Origin of the sequence: Ligilactobacillus acidipiscis, from assembly GCF_900116935.1 — a bacterium.
Lineage (GTDB): Bacteria > Bacillota > Bacilli > Lactobacillales > Lactobacillaceae > Ligilactobacillus > Ligilactobacillus acidipiscis.
The window spans coordinates 1,625,172-1,644,425 of sequence record NZ_LT630287.1; the positions used below are offsets into that span (position 1 = coordinate 1,625,172).

The 19,254-nt window shown below is 40.2% G+C and carries 15 protein-coding genes, 2 tRNA genes and 1 pseudogene; 2 read left to right on the forward strand and 16 right to left on the reverse strand.

All coding sequences use genetic code 11. From position 1 onward, the window contains the following. Positions 1 to 300 precede the first annotated feature (300 nt). From ltrA (BQ5903_RS07540) to BQ5903_RS07560, 5 genes are all read right to left on the reverse strand, one after another. Positions 301 to 1,686, reverse strand: coding sequence for a group II intron reverse transcriptase/maturase (ltrA, locus tag BQ5903_RS07540; protein ID WP_079579310.1), 1,386 nt, complete (start codon positions 1,684 to 1,686; stop codon positions 301 to 303). A 686-nt stretch (positions 1,687 to 2,372) separates the two neighbouring features. Further along, positions 2,373 to 2,445: transfer RNA gene (locus BQ5903_RS07545), tRNA-Gln, on the reverse strand. 109 nt (positions 2,446 to 2,554) lie between these two features. Further along, the gene (locus BQ5903_RS07550) at positions 2,555 to 2,863 is read right to left on the reverse strand and encodes a hypothetical protein (protein WP_010499866.1); all 309 of its coding nucleotides are present in this window, start codon (positions 2,861 to 2,863) and stop codon (positions 2,555 to 2,557) included. Between the two features lie 166 nt (positions 2,864 to 3,029). Continuing rightward, positions 3,030 to 3,102: transfer RNA gene (locus BQ5903_RS07555), tRNA-Glu, on the reverse strand. A gap of 107 nt (positions 3,103 to 3,209) precedes the next feature. Further along, entirely contained in the window at positions 3,210 to 3,806 is a 597-nt protein-coding gene (locus tag BQ5903_RS07560; protein WP_010499867.1) for an XTP/dITP diphosphatase, read from the reverse strand. 169 nt (positions 3,807 to 3,975) lie between these two features. On the opposite strand from BQ5903_RS07560, the gene BQ5903_RS07565 reads away from it, so the two are divergent. Both BQ5903_RS07565 and BQ5903_RS07570 read left to right on the forward strand, forming a co-directional pair. Further along, positions 3,976 to 4,464 carry a YslB family protein gene (locus BQ5903_RS07565; protein WP_010499869.1) on the forward strand — a complete coding sequence of 163 codons (489 nt, stop codon included), beginning with the start codon at positions 3,976 to 3,978 and terminating at the stop codon, positions 4,462 to 4,464. A 175-nt stretch (positions 4,465 to 4,639) separates the two neighbouring features. Then, positions 4,640 to 5,938 (forward strand): annotated as a pseudogene (locus BQ5903_RS07570) (ISL3 family transposase); the annotation flags it as partial. Positions 5,939 to 6,016: 78 nt separating this feature from the next. On the opposite strand, the gene ltrA (BQ5903_RS07575) reads toward BQ5903_RS07570, so the two are convergent. From ltrA (BQ5903_RS07575) to dinB, 11 genes are all read right to left on the reverse strand, one after another. After that, the gene (ltrA, locus tag BQ5903_RS07575; protein ID WP_079579310.1) at positions 6,017 to 7,402 is read right to left on the reverse strand and encodes a group II intron reverse transcriptase/maturase; all 1,386 of its coding nucleotides are present in this window, start codon (positions 7,400 to 7,402) and stop codon (positions 6,017 to 6,019) included. A gap of 608 nt (positions 7,403 to 8,010) precedes the next feature. Next, on the reverse strand, positions 8,011 to 10,371 hold the full coding sequence (locus BQ5903_RS07580; protein ID WP_010499108.1) for an endonuclease MutS2: 2,361 nt from the start codon (positions 10,369 to 10,371) through the stop codon (positions 8,011 to 8,013). A 22-nt stretch (positions 10,372 to 10,393) separates the two neighbouring features. After that, positions 10,394 to 10,906: a CvpA family protein gene (locus tag BQ5903_RS07585; RefSeq protein WP_010499106.1), complete on the reverse strand. Its 513-nt coding sequence runs from the start codon at positions 10,904 to 10,906 to the stop codon at positions 10,394 to 10,396. 11 nt (positions 10,907 to 10,917) lie between these two features. Then, positions 10,918 to 11,169 (reverse strand): cell division protein ZapA, encoded by a 252-nt coding sequence (locus BQ5903_RS07590; RefSeq protein ID WP_010499104.1) that lies wholly within the window; start codon positions 11,167 to 11,169, stop codon positions 10,918 to 10,920. A gap of 192 nt (positions 11,170 to 11,361) precedes the next feature. Next, entirely contained in the window at positions 11,362 to 11,664 is a 303-nt protein-coding gene (locus tag BQ5903_RS07595) for a DUF1292 domain-containing protein (RefSeq protein WP_010499101.1), read from the reverse strand. Positions 11,665 to 11,681: 17 nt separating this feature from the next. Further along, positions 11,682 to 12,122, reverse strand: a complete 441-nt coding sequence (gene ruvX, locus BQ5903_RS07600) for a Holliday junction resolvase RuvX (protein ID WP_010499099.1) — start codon at positions 12,120 to 12,122, stop codon at positions 11,682 to 11,684. Then, a complete protein-coding gene (locus BQ5903_RS07605; protein WP_010499097.1) occupies positions 12,122 to 12,385 on the reverse strand; it encodes an IreB family regulatory phosphoprotein in 264 nt (87 codons plus the stop codon). Before BQ5903_RS07605 ends, ruvX begins: the two co-directional genes overlap by 1 nt. 138 nt (positions 12,386 to 12,523) lie before the next feature. Continuing rightward, entirely contained in the window at positions 12,524 to 15,175 is a 2,652-nt protein-coding gene (gene alaS / locus BQ5903_RS07610; protein WP_079579266.1) for an alanine--tRNA ligase, read from the reverse strand. Positions 15,176 to 15,631: 456 nt separating this feature from the next. Continuing rightward, on the reverse strand, positions 15,632 to 16,963 hold the full coding sequence (locus BQ5903_RS07615; protein ID WP_079579267.1) for a DEAD/DEAH box helicase: 1,332 nt from the start codon (positions 16,961 to 16,963) through the stop codon (positions 15,632 to 15,634). After that, positions 16,953 to 17,918, reverse strand: coding sequence for a DHH family phosphoesterase (locus BQ5903_RS07620; RefSeq protein WP_079579268.1), 966 nt, complete (start codon positions 17,916 to 17,918; stop codon positions 16,953 to 16,955). The genes BQ5903_RS07615 and BQ5903_RS07620 overlap by 11 nt, the downstream gene beginning before the upstream one ends. Before the next feature lie 174 nt (positions 17,919 to 18,092). Next, positions 18,093 to 19,196 (reverse strand): DNA polymerase IV, encoded by a 1,104-nt coding sequence (dinB, locus tag BQ5903_RS07625; protein ID WP_079579269.1) that lies wholly within the window; start codon positions 19,194 to 19,196, stop codon positions 18,093 to 18,095. Positions 19,197 to 19,254: the final 58 nt, after the last annotated feature.

A 19,254-nucleotide genomic window follows, 5' to 3' on the forward strand; every position in this document is an offset into this window, starting at 1 on the left:
TTACTGTGACGGTTTCGAGTGGTCAGGGACTTCGATTTGTTAAGCAATCTCATCCCACCGTTTCCAGCCTTTTAGCCACTTCTTGTTCATCGATTCGATGTTTCGTCTAGGACTTCCTTCAGATTCTACCTCACGATAGACACCCTTGTCTTCGACTCGTGATACCGGCCACTACGGCTCACAGCGGACTTACACCGCCTAGTTACTGCCCATGCCGGGCGCAATCGGGTAGGAGATAGTTCACACTATCGACCTCCCACACCACCGTACGTACGGAACCGTATACGGCGGTTCAACAACTTAAGCTTTTGCTTGAATAGACTGGTACAGTTTGGACAGATTTATTAGCCCACGCTGTGCCAGTCTTTTATTAGTTATGGTCATCAACAGTGTTTTACTGTGCGCGTTGCGCCAGTATCCCTTACGAGTATTGACGTAGATTTTCGCCTGTTTGGGTGTCAAGCCTAGTTTAATCAATGCTTTATAACGGGTTCCGATATTCTTCCACTGTTTCCAGATATACTGGCGGATGCGCGAGCGCAACCATTTGTCTAGTTGTTGGAGAAAGATTTTCATCTTCCCAATGGAATAATACTGGATCCAGCCCTGCATTTTCTGCTTAATTTCATGCAGAATCCTATCAAGGCTGACGCCTCGGCTTCTCTTGGTGATTCTTGTCAATTCCTGTTTAATTCTCTGTTTAGGTTTTTGATGAGGACGCGGGTAGGCGCTATTGCGTCCCACACCCAGAGAAAAACCTAGAAACTTCAGTCTTAGTGGAGAACCGACTTGCGTCTTTTCTGCATTCACTTCAACTTTGAGTTCCTTTTCTAAAAACTGGGTGATGCTTTTGAGAACCCGTTCACCCGCACGCTTACTTTTAACATAGATATTACAGTCATCCGCATAGCGTACAAATTTATGTCCTCTTCTGGTCAATTCTTTGTCCAGCTCGTTCAGATAAATATTTGCTAGTAATGGTGAAATATTGCCACCTTGCGGTGTACCTTTAGCGGACTTCTCGAAAAATCGACCATTCATCACACCACTCGTCAAGAACTTACGAATCAAATGCAAGACCCATGGCTCACTAATGTAATTTTCAACAAATTTAATTAGTAAATCATGGTTCACATTGTCAAAATAGGACTTTAAATCAAGGTCGACCACGTAGTGATAACCCTGATTATAATAAGCAACCACCTTTTTCACAGCACTTTGTGCACTGCGGTGTGGTCGAAAACCATAACTATTATCTGAGAATACTTTTTCAAAAATAGGAGACAGTTGCTGTTGTAACGCCTGTTGAACCACACGGTCAACGACCGTTGGGATTCCTAACTGACGTTTCGAACCATCTGGCTTAGGAATCTCAACTCGTTTGACAGGTTGGGGTTCATAGCTTTCGGTTCGCAAGGCCTCGATTAGTTTTACGTTATTCTCTTTCAAGTATGGGCCAAGTTCCTCAACGGACATGCCGTCAATTCCTCCAGCCCCTTTATTACGCTTGACATGGACAAAGGCCCGATTTAAATTATTCCGGTCTAAGACCTTCTCACGTAATAAGCCATTTTGAGTTCTCTTTTCACCAGAAACAACGCTACGCGCTCCTGTTTGCTCTGACCCTTCCAGGGTTACCCTCCGCAGGTAGTCAGCTTTATTTTCTGTTTTCTGCGATTGTCGTATTGTTTCCACCTCCAGGATGAATCAAAATTATTGTTGTTCAGCCCTTCACCATTACTGGCTACTATGGCCTCGGCTGACTTCTGTCATGGACAACTCAACATTACTATTGAGCCTGTTCCTGCCAGAAATAACTTCCAGCTTGAGAGAACTACCATGACAGACCTCCCCGGGTAAGAGCAGTAGCTTTCGCATCAAACCGTTGGCTTTACTGTGACGGTTTCGAGTGGTCAGGGACTTCGATTTGTTAGGCAATCTCATCCCACCGTTTCCAGCCTTTTAGCCACTTCTTGTTCATCGATTCGATGTTTCGTCTAGGACTTCCTTCAGATTCTACCTCACGATAGACACCCTTGTCTTCGACTCGTGATACCGGCCACTACGGCTCACAGCGGACTTACACCGCCTAGTTACTGCCCATGCCGGGCGCACCTTAAAAAAGCTGCTCATTCCATTCAGGAACAAGCAGCTTGACCAAGTAGACCAATTGCTTATTATTTTTAATAATTCATTTCATCAGTACCACTTGATAAAGAACCAAAATAAATTATACGACAGTATGCGGCAAAACATTGCTTGCACACTATGAAAAGACCCACGAAAAATATATCAATACTAATAAATTGCTATAATTAAAAAACCCCAAATCAACGGCATACGAAGATTTGAGGGATATTAAAAGCTTAATATTGGGCATACAGGTCTCGAACCTGTAAATTATGGATTCAGAGTCCACTGCCTTACCAGTTTGGCGAATGCCCAATAACTCAACTCCATTAGTTTACTGTAAATATAAAAATTTGTCAAGCTGAATTTAAATTTTTTTACAATAACACCTAATGAAGAAAACCATATATAAAAATAAAATCCACTATTTACCTTGATCAAGGGCTTTAGTTAGCTGATCCGTATGCTTTTTAAGATAATGTAACAACTCATGTTCATTTTTAAAAACGTGCGGATGAACTTGTCCATGCAAACGCAAAGTGATCTGGTTAATTTTGATTCGACCAGTCCATGTGTAGGTATGTTCGACAATAAATCTGTTCAAATAATGACCTTCAGCATCTTGACCAAAGTTCAAAACATAGACCCTTTCAGGTACCATCAATGGATTAACGTGCTCTTTAGTATACGGGATCTTGTTTGCACGCAAGAAATGTTTTGTTTTTTTGAGCAAGTTTGAACCCTCCTTGGTGATATTTTCCTGGCAATTCGTCTTATCATTGACTATTATAACCTAAATCAGTCGATGATAACCAGTTATTATATAATTGATGATAAAAAGAAAGAACGCCTGCAAAATTTGATTTACAAGCATTCTCTTAACTCGTATCTTGCCATAATCACCCGTACGGGGATCGAACCCGTAACTCCGCCTTGAGAGGGCGACGTCTTAACCAATTTGACCAACGGGCAAAATTACTCTTTTAATTATACATGATAGACGGCAATTGTCAAACCAATTTTAGAATATTTTTATAAAAAGCGTTTTTTTATTTAGTTTACAATAAAAGATAATGACTCTAATCTTGCCACCACTCATCAAAAACTTCTTGTAATTTTTCGACCGCATGCCCACGATGGCTAACTTTATTTTTCTTCTCCATAGTCAGCTCAGCAAATGATTTATTCAAAGGTGGGTAATAAAATAAGGGGTCATAACCAAAACCGTCTGTACCTTGCTCCTTAAATAAAATTAAACCCTCGACTTCTCCTGTAACACTCAAGGGTTTAACTTCAGGACGTACTGCCACTATCGAGCAATGGAAACGTGCAGTTCTTTTCTCATAAGGAATACCTTGTAACTCAGTCAACAACTTTCTCTTATTAGCCTCATCATCATGATCACCAGCATAACGCGCTGAATGGATACCAGGTCTTCCATTTAAAGCATCCACTATCAAACCGGAATCATCAGCCAAAACCGGGATACCTAGTGCAGACATCAGCGTGTTGGCCTTGATCAAGGCATTTTCTTGGAAAGTCTGCCCATTTTCTTCGATCTCATAATTGTTTTCAAGATCTGCCAAAGTTTTAACAGTAACACCCTTCTTCTCGAAAATTTTTCGATATTCCGCAGCTTTTCCTGGATTAGCTGTCGCAATTAGTATTGTGTCCACATATATCCCTCCAACAAATAGTTTTTCCTAATTAATTATCCCAAATAATTGTCAAAATTACCACCATTCACAACAAAATACTATATTTTTTTCAAAGTTAAATTTTTTTTGGTTTCAAAGAAAAAATGTATGTATAATATACTTTAGAAATTTAAAGGAGTAAAAATCCATGTCAAAAAAATTTTTCGATGTTTCATCAGATACAAGAAGTTTCCCCACCACCCTTTTACGTGATGAATTGATCCCTGCTTTAGTCGGCAAAGATGGTAATATTTTATACTGGGCAGGCAAAAAAATCGCTCGTGAATTTGTCTTAACAAAAGATGAAGAAATAGCTGTTTTTTTTAAAGAAGCCGGTTGGGGCAATTTAGAACGCATCAAATCCAAAAGAAACACACAAACATTTGAACTGTCTGGAACAATTATTGAAACGCGGCAAAAGGTTGACAAGTCAGCCAACTATTTGTTAGAGGCAGGCTTTTTAGCCGAAACTATTCAAAACCAAATAGGACATTTAGCAGAAGCACTAATTTCAAGCACAAAGAAAAATATTGTTACGATCATTGTACAAGTTGATTTAAACAGTTCTACAGAACAAGAAGACGTTGAAGAAAATAATCGTATTAATTTGGTGGAAAAACACGACAACAGATTTTAAGACCATTACGATGTTATGGCAACAGCATATACACATTACCTTTTTGGTTCTATAATATTTGGTACTGATAGAAAAATCTTCTCTCAGTACCAATTTTGTTTTATGATAAAAAAATAGAGATGGAGACACACTTCATCTCAAAGAAATAATCCCTACACTGAAAGGAATGTCCTACATGAAGAATTGTACACTGGATCTATTGGGAATTAAAGACTCACACCTGGAATTTGATCCAAAATATAAGAATAAAGTGATAGCTGCAGGATTTTACCAGCATAAAAAAGTCCGCAAGATCCATTTGCGGCAATCTTATCCTTGTGCTTGCCCAGTTTGTGGTCAAAAAATGCGCTACAACGGTTTTAAAACCGTTGAGATGCTCGGTTTGCCTTCGGGTGGGATCACAAATGTTTTTTCGATCCGCAAACAAAAATATCTCTGCCCGGCTTCAGCTGCCTGCCCTAAAACTATTACAAAACTTGCGGAGATCAAGGACGTCAAGGCTAACGACCAAATCTCACAAGCCGTTAAATATCAGGCTATTTCTAAATTAGACCAGAATATCTCACAAAAAGATATTGCCGCTGATTTTGGGATCTCTGGAATGACAGTGATGCGCTTTGCGCAAGAGCTCTCAACTTACTTAAGGCCCAATCATCATTTCTTACCGCAAAATATCGCTTTTGACGACTTTAAAGCGGGCAACTTTTCTAGTAGCGGCATGAGTATCATTGTCATGGACATTGCGACACGCCGCACGTTAGATATCGTGCGTTCTCGGCATAATACATACTTACGAAGTTACTTTTTACAATATGACCGTCAAGCTCGCTGGGCAGTCCAAACGGTCACAGTTGATCTGTACTCGCCTTATCGATCCTTGATCCATGAGATCTTTCCGCAAGCGCTGATCATTGCCGACCGCTTCCATGTCGTAACCCAAGCTTATCGGGCCTTAAACTTAGTTCGGACACAAACCATGAAACAGGCGGGACAGGGTTCGCACAACGCACGTGCTTTGAAACATTATTGGAAATCGTTAACTAAAGACTCGACCAAACTTGATTTTAAAACCTATCGTAAAAGCAGAAACTTTCGTAATATGCAGTTATGTGAACAGGATATTGTGGAGCGTTTATTAAACATGTCCTCCGCTTTGCGACAAGCTTACGTTTATTATCAAACACTTTTACAAGCTGTCCATCAGCGAGATCCAAGGCTCTTAGAAAGTCTAACACGTTCAGCTGCAGGCATGCCTGAGCCCATCAAAAAAACTAATCGTACCTTGCGTAAACATCTACAAGAAATCAAGAACAGCTTTCAGACGACCTTTTCTAATGGACCCGTGGAAGGAACAAACAACAAGATCAAAGCCATTAAAAAGACTGCTTACGGTTTCCGGAACTTTGAAAACTTCCGTTTACGTCTTCTCATCGAATTAAAGAATAGTTATGTCAGTTTGAATTTTCATAGTCACAATCGGGTAGGAGATAGTTCACACTATCGACCTCCCACACCACCGTACGTACGGAACCGTATACGGCGGTTCAACAACTTAAGCTTTTGCTTGAATAGACTGGTACAGTTTGGACAGATTTATTAGCCCACGCTGTGCCAGTCTTTTATTAGTTATGGTCATCAACAGTGTTTTACTGTGCGCGTTGCGCCAGTATCCCTTACGAGTATTGACGTAGATTTTCGCCTGTTTGGGTGTCAAGCCTAGTTTAATCAATGCTTTATAACGGGTTCCGATATTCTTCCACTGTTTCCAGATATACTGGCGGATGCGCGAGCGCAACCATTTGTCTAGTTGTTGGAGAAAGATTTTCATCTTCCCAATGGAATAATATTGGATCCAGCCCTGCATTTTCTGCTTAATTTCATGCAGAATCCTATCAAGGCTGACGCCTCGGCTTCTCTTGGTGATTCTTGTCAATTCCTGTTTAATTCTCTGTTTAGGTTTTTGATGAGGACGCGGGTAGGCGCTATTGCGTCCCACACCCAGAGAAAAACCTAGAAACTTCAGTCTTAGTGGAGAACCGACTTGCGTCTTTTCTGCATTCACTTCAACTTTGAGTTCCTTTTCTAAAAACTGGGTGATGCTTTTGAGAACCCGTTCACCCGCACGCTTACTTTTAACATAGATATTACAGTCATCCGCATAGCGTACAAATTTATGTCCTCTTCTGGTCAATTCTTTGTCCAGCTCGTTCAGATAAATATTTGCTAGTAATGGTGAAATATTGCCACCTTGCGGTGTACCTTTAGCGGACTTCTCGAAAAATCGACCATTCATAACACCACTCGTCAAGAACTTACGAATCAAATGCAAGACCCATGGCTCACTAATGTAATTTTCAACAAATTTAATTAGTAAATCATGGTTCACATTGTCAAAATAGGACTTTAAATCAAGGTCGACCACGTAGTGATAACCCTGATTATAATAAGCAACCACCTTTTTCACAGCACTTTGTGCACTGCGGTGTGGTCGAAAACCATAACTATTATCTGAGAATACTTTTTCAAAAATAGGAGACAGTTGCTGTTGTAACGCCTGTTGAACCACACGGTCAACGACCGTTGGGATTCCTAACTGACGTTTCGAACCATCTGGCTTAGGAATCTCAACTCGTTTGACAGGTTGGGGTTCATAGCTTTCGGTTCGCAAGGCCTCGATTAGTTTTACGTTATTCTCTTTCAAGTATGGGCCAAGTTCCTCAACGGACATGCCGTCAATTCCTCCAGCCCCTTTATTACGCTTGACATGGACAAAGGCCCGATTTAAATTATTCCGGTCTAAGACCTTCTCACGTAATAAGCCATTTTGAGTTCTCTTTTCACCAGAAACAACGCTACGCGCTCCTGTTTGCTCTGACCCTTCCAGGGTTACCCTCCGCAGGTAGTCAGCTTTATTTTCTGTTTTCTGCGATTGTCGTATTGTTTCCACCTCCAGGATGAATCAAAATTATTGTTGTTCAGCCCTTCACCATTACTGGCTACTATGGCCTCGGCTGACTTCTGTCATGGACAACTCAACATTACTATTGAGCCTGTTCCTGCCAGAAATAACTTCCAGCTTGAGAGAACTACCATGACAGACCTCCCCGGGTAAGAGCAGTAGCTTTCGCATCAAACCGTTGGCTTTACTGTGACGGTTTCGAGTGGTCAGGGACTTCGATTTGTTAAGCAATCTCATCCCACCGTTTCCAGCCTTTTAGCCACTTCTTGTTCATCGATTCGATGTTTCGTCTAGGACTTCCTTCAGATTCTACCTCACGATAGACACCCTTGTCTTCGACTCGTGATACCGGCCACTACGGCTCACAGCGGACTTACACCGCCTAGTTACTGCCCATGCCGGGCGCACTTAAAAAAGCTGCTCATTCCATTCAGGAACAAGCAGCTTGACCAAGTAGACCAATTGCTTATTATTTTTAATAATTCATTTCATCAGTACCACTTGATAAAGAACCTACTTTTTTAACCTACTCATAATTCAAAAGCAGCAAGCAGAGCTCTAATACAAGCTCACCTACTGCTTTTTCACTACTTTAAATGTACAATAGTCGCACCATTGCCTCCAGCGTTAGGAGAAGCATATTCAAAGCTCTTAACAGAACGGCTATTTTTTAAATACTTGATAATCCCTTGACGCAAAGAACCTGTCCCTTTTCCATGAATCAAGGTTACAGACGAATAACCCGCAAGCTGTGCACTGTCCAAATAGCGATCAACATTGGTCAATGCTTCTTCATAGCGCTGGCCACGTAGATCAAGGCTGGTAGAGATCCCACTGCTGGCAGTTCTTTTGACAGAAGCTTTGTTGTCTTGATTGTTTTCTTCAGACACAGAGATTTTTTCAAGGTCATTTTCATTGATTTTCATTTTAAGAATACCAATTTGTACTTTCCAGTCATGATTCCCTGCTTTATGCAGCAAAACACCTTTCTGACCATATGTTTTGACTAAGACATCATCATTCGGGTGCAGGTCATGCTTTTGTTTAGCACGTTTTAGAACTTTGTTCTTCTGCAAATTTTCAGGTTGGTGAAGTTTATTCAGTTGTCCTTTGGCATTGATCAGCTTATCTTCTTTAACATTTAGACCGCCATTCAGTCTCAGCTGACGAAGATCAGCAATTATCTGATCAGCCTTCTTCGTAGTCTCAGCTACCGTATCATTAGCCTTTTGTTTAGCTTTTTCTAAAAGCTTGTCACGCTGGTCATTTAAAGCAGCATATGCCTTTTCAAGGTCTGAGTGCAATTGTTCAGATTCTACTAGATATTTATGAGTTTGAATTTTCTCTTCTTCAGCATCATGTCGTTTTTGAACTAGGTCGCCGATCATATTATTAAGATCTTGACTGTCCTTTGAGACTAATTGGGTTGCCGAATCAATGATCGTTTGCGGCAAACCTAAACGGCGAGAAATATCTAAAGCATTACTTCGCCCCGGAATACCGATCAGCAATTTATAAGTTGGTTTCAAAGTACTACTGTCAAATTCAACAGAAGCATTGACCGTTTCAGGACGCTCATAACCGTACACTTTTAACTCAGGATAATGTGTAGTTGCAACCACATAGCTTCCCTTAGCAGCCACGTCATCTAAAATAGCGATTGCTAAAGCTGCACCTTCTTGTGGATCAGTACCTGAGCCTAATTCGTCAAATAAGACTAAAGACCTGGGTGAAATTTGATCCAAAAAATCAACTATATTTGTCATGTGTGAAGAAAAAGTACTAAGATTTTGCTCGATCGACTGTTCATCGCCAATGTCAGCAAATATTTCAGCAAATATACAGATCCGACTACCTTCATTTGCAGGGATAAACAGGCCTGATTGACCCATTAGTTGAATCAAACCAATAGTTTTTAGTGTGATCGTTTTCCCCCCAGTATTGGGACCAGTGATCAACATTGTTTTAAAATCTTTCCCTAACATGATGTCATTTTTAACTGCTTTTTTAGGATCAAGCAATGGATGCCATGCCTGCCTAAAATACAATGAATCGTCATCTGTTAAAAATGGTTCTGATGCACCCAGATCCTTAGCATAAGCAGCCTTAGCATTAGCAAGATCCAAGTGTCCTAAAAGTTGCGCATTAGCTTCGATTTCGGACGTATATGGCGCGATCAGTTCCGAAAGCTCACGCAAAATACGCCGGACCTCTTCTTTTTGTGCAGCTTCTTGCTGAGATAATCTATTATTAAGTGCCACGATCTGTTTTGGTTCAATAAAGAGTGTCTGACCACTCGTACTTTGATCATAAACCTGCCCACCAAAAGAATTCCGGTATTCTGCTTTAACTGGCAACACATAGCGATCTTGTCGAATAGTAACTACCGCTTCACTTAAATACTTGGCAGATTTTCCCCGAGTAAAGTCAGCCAATGTATCGCGAATACTTTGTTCAGTTGTAATGATCTGTCGTCTAAGGCTCTTTAACAAACTAGATGCATCATCGGTCACATGACCGTCATTTTCAATTGACAAGGTTAACCTTTTAGTAACCTGGGGCAAAGTTTCCAGGTCAAAAGCTGTTTCATAAAGCTTATCTAAAGCTACATCATCATCTTGTAAATTTACAAAAAATCGTCGTACCTCGCTTGTAGTACGTAAAACTTTTCCCACTGCAGCTAACTCTTTGGCACTCAACGACGCACCGATGTCCAATCGCTTTAAAAAAGGTTTAACATCTGTGATTTTTGGCAATGGTATCCCATCTTTTAAACGCAAAATGTCAGCTGCGTCTTTCGTTTCGCTAAGAGCAAGTACAATTTCAGCCTTAGTAGTAAAGGGGAGTAATTTTGTTAGTTCTTTCTGTCCCATATCCGTGACTAAATATTGTTTAGCCTGTTGCTTGATCTTAAAATATTCTAATGTCGTCAAACTTTTTTCATTCATTATTTCCACCTCTTTTGACCATTCACTTTATCCATTTATCAAAAATTTGTCTCGAAAAAATGGGGGTCTCTTTTATTATTTTTTCTGCGATCGCAGAATTTTCTAAGGATTCTTGTACTTGGGATGTAGGACTGGTCGCTAATAAAAGTAAGCCGAAAAATACTACTGTATAAGCAATGATCAGCCAGGCCAACCCACCTGCCAGTGCATTAAATTGAGAGATCACGGGCAATTTTGTGATCGATGTAAAGGTATTGGTCACGATCCGTAAAATGATACCACCTAAAATTGCAATAATCCAAAAAGCCAAAATTCTATAAAAAAGAAGAGTAAATGTGCCAGTACTACCAGGATCTTGATCTAAAGCAGGCATATATTGTGTTAGAAATTCGCCCAACGGTCCAGAAAGATACAAGGACAAAAGTAAAACTAGTACATAGCCAACCACACTGAGCAAGGTTTGCAATAACCCCCGCTTGAAACCGTAGCGAAATCCCATTACCAAAATGAGTAAAATTATTAGTGAAACTAGCATTCACTCACCTACTATTTCCCATCAAACTTATTTTTATCACGAATATCATCTAATTCCTTTTGTTTTTTTAGTTGGTCAGAAACTGCATTTATCGCTAATAAAATTGCTGCATCCTCGCGATTAACATTGGCAGCCATAATTTCTGTCATTTGTTCATTGACCAGTTGAGAAACAGCCCGCATATGCTCAGAAGTACTATCCCCGATCACTACATAATTTTTATTTGCGATTTGCATTTTAAATCTTTTTTTGTCTGCAGACATTCTAGCTCCTCCATTCACCGCTTTAATACACAAATTTTATTTTAGCATAATTTCTCTTTGCATTAAGCTAAATGCCAGATTTTTAAACAAACTGCAACTCATTGATATCGTTCAAAAACTAGTAAAAAAGCAGCCAAAACCTTGACCCGGCCCTGGTTGCTTTCATGTTAATAATTGACTTGATGCAATTGATCATTGCATATTTTCATCATTTAAAAAGGTATCTAAGACATCTTCGACCATTTGCCATTCATCATCATCATCGATTTCAATTAAATCAATGTCTTCATCTTCTGCTCCTGATGCATTAGGATCATATGAAAAGGCAAGTACATCGACTTGCTCTTCTGGCTCTGAGTCAGCTGGAACTAAGAGAATATATGACTTCCCATAATCTTCAGAATCAAAGGTAAACAAGATCTCATATTCAGTCTCATTACCATCATCATCAACTAAAGTAATTTTATTGTCAGCGTTATTTTGTTCTTCACTCATCAAGAACGCCCCATTTCTTAGAGATTTTGTAGTAGCTTTCCATGACGATCCAAATAGTTTTGTAAAATTAGACTGGCCGCCAACTTATCGATCACTTTTTTTCGCTTTTTTCTTGAGGTATCGGCTTGCTCGACCAACATCCTCTCAGCCTCGACCGTCGTCAAACGTTCATCTTGATAATCAATTGGAAGACCAAATTTTTCTTTCAAACACTCGCCGTATGCCTGACTAGCTTCAACACGCGGTCCAAGCGTATTGTTCATATTTTTTGGCAGACCGAGTACAAAGGCTGTTACTTCGTACTTGGCAACTAACTGTGCAACTCGTTCCAGTCCAAACTGTTCCTGGTCTTCATCGATCTTAATGATCTCCACGCCCTGAGCTGTCCAGCCTAACTGATCGCTAACTGCCACGCCCACTGTTTTCGAGCCGACATCTAGGCCCATAATTCGTGACACTAGTGCTGATCCCCCTTATTTAAATATGAACGCACTAACTCTTCGACAATTTCGTCACGTTCATGTTTACGGATTAAATTTCGCGCATCATTTAATCGTGGAATGTAGGCAGGATCACCTGACAATAAGTATCCAACGATTTGATTTATAGGATTGTAGCCCTTCTCTTCCAATGAACGATAGACCGTTTCAAGGGTATCATGTACATCTTTAGGGCCATTGTCATCAAAATTAAAGTATCTCGTTTCATCCAACGAACTCATTTCCCTGCACCTCCGCGTTAACAGTTACTCTTGTTACAATCTTACTAAAACATAGAGGTTGTAACAATGGAATGTGCAACTTGTAATCAAGACGTAATCATTTAGAGATAGAAATGAAATCTTATTAGTTACATATTTTTAGTTATTTTCCTGATTTTCAAGCCATTGAACACCTTGTTTCAAGGCATCTGAAATTCCAGCTGGTTTCTTCCCGCCTGCTTGCGCAAGATCAGGACGACCACCGCCGCCACCCCCAACAAGAGGTGCAATTTTCTTGATCAGATCCCCAGCCTTAAGGCCTTCCTTCACACAAGCCGTTGACATGGCTGTCAATAAATTGACTTTGCCATCGTCCGTTTGTGTAGCCAAAATAAGAACATCGGAAATTTTCTTTGCCTTCCACTGATCAGCCAGCTGGCGTAACTGGTTCATGCCGGAGACATTAACTTGTTCAGCCACGATTGAGTGTTTCCCAACAATTTGGACATTTCCCCAAACATTGGCAGCTTGTTGACTGGCAAATCTATCCTCTAAACTTTGAACTTTATTTTCTAATTGTTTAACTTTTTCCAATAAACTTTCAACTTTAACCGGAACATCCTTTGTTTTAGCAATCTTCAAATCAATCGCAGCCGTTTGCAACAAGTTGTTTTGACCCTCGAGATATTCGAAAGCTTCACGCGCAGTAACTGCTTCGATCCGACGTGTTCCTGCGCCGATCCCAGACTCAGAAATTATCTTAAATAATCCGATCTCACTTGTATTGTCAACGTGATTTCCTCCACAAAATTCACGTGAATAATAACCAGCAGAAACAACACGAACAACGTCCCCATATTTTTCGGAGAATAAGGCGATTGCCCCCATTTTTTTAGCTGATTCAATATCAGTTACTGTTGTTGTCACCGCTATATTTGCCCAAATTTTTTCATTCACGATCTGTTCGACCTGCGTTAATTGTTCTGGTGTCACATTGCCCATGTTGGTGAAATCAAAGCGTAGATATGTCGGTTCAACTAACGAACCAGCTTGATGAGCATGTTCACCTAAAACATCGCGTAAAGCCTGATCCAATAAGTGAGTTGCCGTGTGATTCTTTTTGATCTTATTGTGCCGTTTAACGTCGACTTCTAGCTGGTACTCCTCACCAGAAACCATAGTGGATTTAACTTCAACAGTGTGCAAATTTTGTCCGTTTGGTGCATGTTGTACATCAGTGACTTCAGCAACAACATTGCCGAGACGATCCTTGATCACACCTGTATCTGCAACCTGTCCCCCCATTTCAGCATAAAAAGGAGTTTGCGAAAAGAGCATCCGTGCCCGTCCGTCTGCAATTTTATCGAGGATCTTATCTTTAACGATAATATCTTTCAAAACACCAGAAGCGGCTAATGTGTCATAACCGACGTATTCACTAGGTGTTTTAATATCTGTTAACAAAGCGTCCTGCACACCCATAGACTTAGCATCACTTCTTGCGGCACGTGCTCGATCTTTTTGAGCTTTCATTTCTTTTTCAAAACCAGCATGATCAACTTTCAGGCCATTATCGTCGGCATACTCTTCGGTCAATTCAACAGGAAAACCATAGGTATCGTATAACTTAAAGACTGGTTTACCGGCAATAGTATCTTGACCATTTTGTTTAGTTGCTTGAATCAAGTTGTCCATCAATTCCATACCATCTTTTAATGTCACATTAAAACGATTTTCCTCATCGCGGACTACTTTTCCAATGTAATCTGCCTGATCTAAAACTTCCGGATAAGCAGATTTCATGATTTCGCCAACTACAGGAACCAGTTTATACAAGAAAGCATTTTCGATCCCTAATTTTCTACCGTGCATAACGGCTCTTCTGATCAAGCGGCGGATAACATAGCCCCGACCGTCATTACTTGGCAAGGCCCCATCACCGATTGCAAATGTGATGGCCCGGATATGATCAGCGATGACTTTAAATGAAACATCTGTTGCTTTATCCTGTCCGTACTGGTAACCATTTGAAAAATCAGCAGTTTTTTGAATGAGTGGCATAAATAGATCAGTTTCAAAGTTAGTTTTAGCATTCTGAAAAACTGATACCAAACGTTCCAAGCCCATACCCGTATCAATATTTTTATGTGGTAATGGTTCATAGGTATTATCAGGCTTGTGATTAAATTCAGAAAATACGATATTCCAAATTTCAAGGTAGCGTTCATTTTCACCGCCAGGATAACTTTCCGGGTCATCTTCTGCTAAATTATTCATTTCCTGGCCACGGTCATAAAAAATCTCTGAGTCTGGGCCAGAAGGTCCTTGTCCAATATCCCAAAAGTTGTCTTCTGCTTCGAAGATATGTGTCGGAGCAACACCGACTTTTTCCCATATTTTTTTAGAATCTTGGTCTTTGGGATAAACTGTGATATACAATTTTTCTGGATCCATACCGTACCAGTCAGGGCTGGTCAAAAGTTCCCAGGCCCAAGTAATTGCTTCTTTTTTAAAGTAGTCGCCAACAGAAAAGTTTCCCAACATCTCAAATAACGTATGATGTCGTGCGGTATGACCAACATTTTCAATATCATTAGTCCTAATAGACTTTTGAGAGCTGGTCAAACGGTGGTTTTTAGGAACAACTGAACCATCAAAATACTTTTTCATTGTTGCAACACCTGAGTTGATCCATAATAAAGTTGGATCATCCTGAGGTACAAGCGGAGCACTTTTTAAAATATCGTGCCCCTTGCTTTTAAAGAAGTCTAAATACATCTGCCGAATCTGTGCACTAGATAATTTTTTCATAAATAAATTCCCTTCCATAATTACCAAAAAAGCTAACTGGTACTTAGTCGTTTGGCAAGCTGACAAACGCATTGCAAGATAATTATCGTGCCGTCATTTATACTGCCCAAACACTAAACACCATTATGCTAAACAAATTTTTACAAAAAACATCGTTGCTAACAAGGACGCCTAATGCGCGGTACCACCTTGCTTGCAACGATGTTCATCGTTTACCTCTTTGTGCTTTTACCAGCTATTATTTAAGTTTTATCGTGGGTAGCATTAATCTGTTTCACGTAGACCCTCTCAGCAAACAGATCCTCTCTTAAACGGAGCTCCAGAAAAATATGTCCCAAAACCATTTATAATTTAAAAGTATAGTTATTTTCCACGAAAAAGTCAATAAAGTTAAACATGAAACATAAAAACCATCAATTTCACATGTCGCAATAACTAGTAAGCTGAAAGCCAATACTAACGCTTATTTTTTCTCCGCTGAGCACGCTGTTCGATCCGACGTTTTTGCTGTTCATTTTTCTTGATTGCCCTTTTGATCCGCTTCTTATAGCCAGGCTTATGCTTGGTTTTCTCTTTTTTAGCCATGCCTCGTAAGGAAGGATCCATCGGATCATGGCGTTTCTTGCGCTTAATTCGACGTTCACGATCATATGAATCAACGATCTCATCATCTTTAATAGCCTTGGGACTAAATTTGATACCCATATCTTCAAGTTCAGAAACCTTTTGATCATCATCTGGACCATACAAAGTGATTGCTGTACCGGACATATTATTCCGACCTGTCCGACCAACCCGATGAATAAAGAACTCCAAATCATTGGGAATATCATCATTGATAACATGAGAGACACCTTCAATGTCTATCCCCCGTGCTGCCAGATCCGTTGCAACTACAAACTGATAGTCTAAATTGTGGATTTTCTTCATGACTCGTTTTCTTTCCCGCGGTTGTAATCCACCATGGATCTTAGCCACCTCTAACCCACATTTACGCAAATATTCGGTCAGTTCGTCAACTCTTTCTTTGGTGTTGGCAAAAACCAAAACTAAATACGGCTCACCAATTGTCAATAATTTGTAGATCAATTGGTTGCGGTCTCTGCCTTTAGTCGAAAGCAGCCAATTATCAACCGTGGGACTAATGACCGCGCGATTTTCAACGACCTCTATTACTGGATTGCTCATATATTTTCTTAAAAACGGTTCTAATTTAACCGGGATCGTTGCTGAAAAGACCATCATCTGTAACTTTTCAGGCAATGCCGAGGCAATAGCATCGGTTTCTTTTAAGAAACCCATGTCTAATGTCATATCTGCTTCGTCAACAACAAAATATTTGACTGCATGGATGTCTAATTCATGAGTATTGATCATGTCCAAAACGCGTCCGGGAGTACCGATCACGATTTGAGGCTGATGATTTTCCAGTTTAGCCGTCTGTCTTTTCTTGTCAGTACCGCCAACATAATTAACTACTGAGATTTTTTGTTCAGACTGTGCCGCAATTTGCTTAGCTGCATCATAGATCTGATATGCTAATTCTCGGCTAGGAGTAGTGATAACAGCCTGAACTTCGTGTTCTTGCACATCTAACTTATTAAAGATCGGCAGCAAAAAAGCATGCGTCTTGCCACTACCAGTCTGCGCTTGTCCAACAACACTTTTACCATGCATGATAGGAGGTAAAAGTCTTTTTTGCACCTCGGTCGGTTCAGTAAAATTCAAATTTTCAAGTGCCCGCTGCACAAAGGGCTTAAAGTTGTAATCTGTAAATCTATTTGTCATTATCTTCTCCTATATCGCCTGCTGCGATTTGGTCTAACTTGTCTACAAATTCTTTGATCGAAGAATCTTCCTTGATCATTGCGCCACTGGCCAATGGATGTCCTCCGCCACCATATTCTTTAGCTAATTCATTGATGATCGGCTTTTTAGAACGGATCCTTAAACGGTAGGAACCATCTTTTTGCTGCACAAAAATCGTCCAGCATTTGACAGTAGAAACCTTTCCCAGTAAGGGAACGATGCCTGCAGTTCCAGCATCTCCCAGTTCAAATTTTTCTAAAATATCCGTAGTCAACACAATATAAGCCGCATTATGTTCAGTGATCTGCATATTTTCCCAAACATACGCGGAAAGCCGAGCAACTGCTGGCGCGATATCGTCTAACTGACGATTGATCCCAGCAGCGTCAAAACCAGTCTCCATTAGCCCTGCAGCGACCCGCATCGTGTGTGGTGTTGTTGCATCATACATGAAACGACCGGTGTCACCAACGATCCCCGCATATAACATCCGAGCTGCATTTTTTGAAAGCTGCATTTTGCCATGAGAAGCTGCTGTAAGATCATAAATCAATTCAGAAGTGCTGGATGCACTAGGAACTACCCAACTGAGATCACCGAAAGCATCATCGTTTGGGTGATGATCAATTTTGATCAGCATTCTTCCCTTTGTATAACGGCTGTCATCAACGCGAGGCGTGTTGGCAGTATCGACCACGATCACCAACGCATTTTCATATTCTTTGTCTTCAATTTCTTGTTCTTCAGCTATCCAAGCCAACCCATTAGCTTTAGATCCGACCTGGAACACTTTCTTATCTGGAAAACTTTCTCTGATAACTGTAGCCAAACCGCACTGTGAGCCGATTGCATCCGGATCTGGCCGCTGATGGCGGTGAATAATGATCGTCTCATATTTTTCGATTTGCTCAATTATCTTTTCTTGAATCGACATAAAAAACTCCTTATAATTTTTAATTTATTTAAAATTGTCAACGAAAACTGTTCATATAATAATTTAGTCTCGTTTTTTTATCTAACACTTTACTATACATTTTTTCATCCTAAGTTTCAAAGCATTCTGACCCCGACTTGCTAAACAAAAATGCTTGGATGTTACCAAACAACTTTACAACTGATCGCTGTTATTGTGCCATAAAGGCAAGACGATATTTTCAAACTCTAAAGGTGCCAAATTAGTAACAGTCAATCCTAACAGTCTGACATCATAGTGTTCATTTGACTGGATCTGTTCCAATAGTTTTTTGCCGTAAAATTGAAAGGTCTGGCTATCATTTGGAAAATAGTCATCTAAAGTAATACGTTTAGTAGTAGTTTCAAATTCAGAATTTCTGACTTTAATAACTAGAGTCTTGCCGTGTTTTTGTTGATGGTCAAGTTCGTTGGCCAATCGTTTTGCACTTTTTTGAAGAAAACTCTCAACGGAAGCAACAGTTGTCAACGGGCGATCAAAGGTCCTCTCATTCCCTAATGACTTTCTGCTCCTTTGCCATTCGACCGGACGCTCATCGATCCCACGTACTCGTTGATACAAAATATAGCCCATTTTGCCAAAATGAGAGATCAACTCACCAGAACTCAATTGATATAGATTTTTACCGGTAAAGACACCCAATTGGTGCATTTTAGGCACTGTTTTTTTACCAACACCCCGAAACTTCTCAATTGCTAAAGGAAATAAAAAATCTTGGACTTCATCTTGCCTGACAAGTGTGATCCCCACAGGTTTACGATAATCCGAAGCAAGTTTTGCTAGAAATTTATTATAAGAAATACCTGCAGAACAGGTCAGATGTACTTTAGTGAAAATTTCTTGTTGGATCATCCGCGCAGTTTGAAGAGCTGAATCAAGGTGTTTTTTATTAGACGTGATATCTAAATAGGCTTCATCGAAGGCAATCGGTTCAATATAGTCAGTATATTCATGAAAGATCTCATGGATCTGGTTGGAAACGGCGCGGTATTTTTTAAAATCAGGATCCTTAAAGTAGGCTTGTGAACATAGCTTTAAGGCTTTCTGACTGCTCATTGCAGAATGAATCCCATATGAACGCGCAACGTAATTAGCAGTCGCGACCACGCCGTGTCCACCAGTTTTACGCGGATCACGGGCAATTATTAACGGCAACGATGCCAGTTTCGGGTCATCTCTCATTTCGATCGAAGCATAAAAAGCATCCATATCAATATGAATTATCTTGCGATCATCCATTTCTTTTGCCCACCCCCTACACTAAAAATCGAGTTAAAAATAGCAGCAACAAAAACCT

Excerpts from the sequence above, each read along its gene's own strand:
- BQ5903_RS07590 (WP_010499104.1), bottom strand. The coding sequence starts at position 11,169 with ATGTCTGCAGACAAAAAAAGATTTAAAATGCAAATCGCAAATAAAAAT.
- BQ5903_RS07585 (WP_010499106.1), bottom strand. The coding sequence starts at position 10,906 with ATGCTAGTTTCACTAATAATTTTACTCATTTTGGTAATGGGATTTCGC.
- BQ5903_RS07615 (WP_079579267.1), bottom strand. The coding sequence starts at position 16,963 with ATGACAAATAGATTTACAGATTACAACTTTAAGCCCTTTGTGCAGCGG.
- BQ5903_RS07595 (WP_010499101.1), bottom strand. The coding sequence starts at position 11,664 with ATGAGTGAAGAACAAAATAACGCTGACAATAAAATTACTTTAGTTGAT.
- dinB (WP_079579269.1), bottom strand. The coding sequence starts at position 19,196 with ATGGATGATCGCAAGATAATTCATATTGATATGGATGCTTTTTATGCT.
- BQ5903_RS07565 (WP_010499869.1), top strand. The coding sequence starts at position 3,976 with ATGTCAAAAAAATTTTTCGATGTTTCATCAGATACAAGAAGTTTCCCC.
- alaS (WP_079579266.1), bottom strand. The coding sequence starts at position 15,175 with ATGAAAAAATTATCTAGTGCACAGATTCGGCAGATGTATTTAGACTTC.
- BQ5903_RS07605 (WP_010499097.1), bottom strand. The coding sequence starts at position 12,385 with ATGAGTTCGTTGGATGAAACGAGATACTTTAATTTTGATGACAATGGC.
- BQ5903_RS07580 (WP_010499108.1), bottom strand. The coding sequence starts at position 10,371 with ATGAATGAAAAAAGTTTGACGACATTAGAATATTTTAAGATCAAGCAA.
- BQ5903_RS07620 (WP_079579268.1), bottom strand. The coding sequence starts at position 17,918 with ATGTCGATTCAAGAAAAGATAATTGAGCAAATCGAAAAATATGAGACG.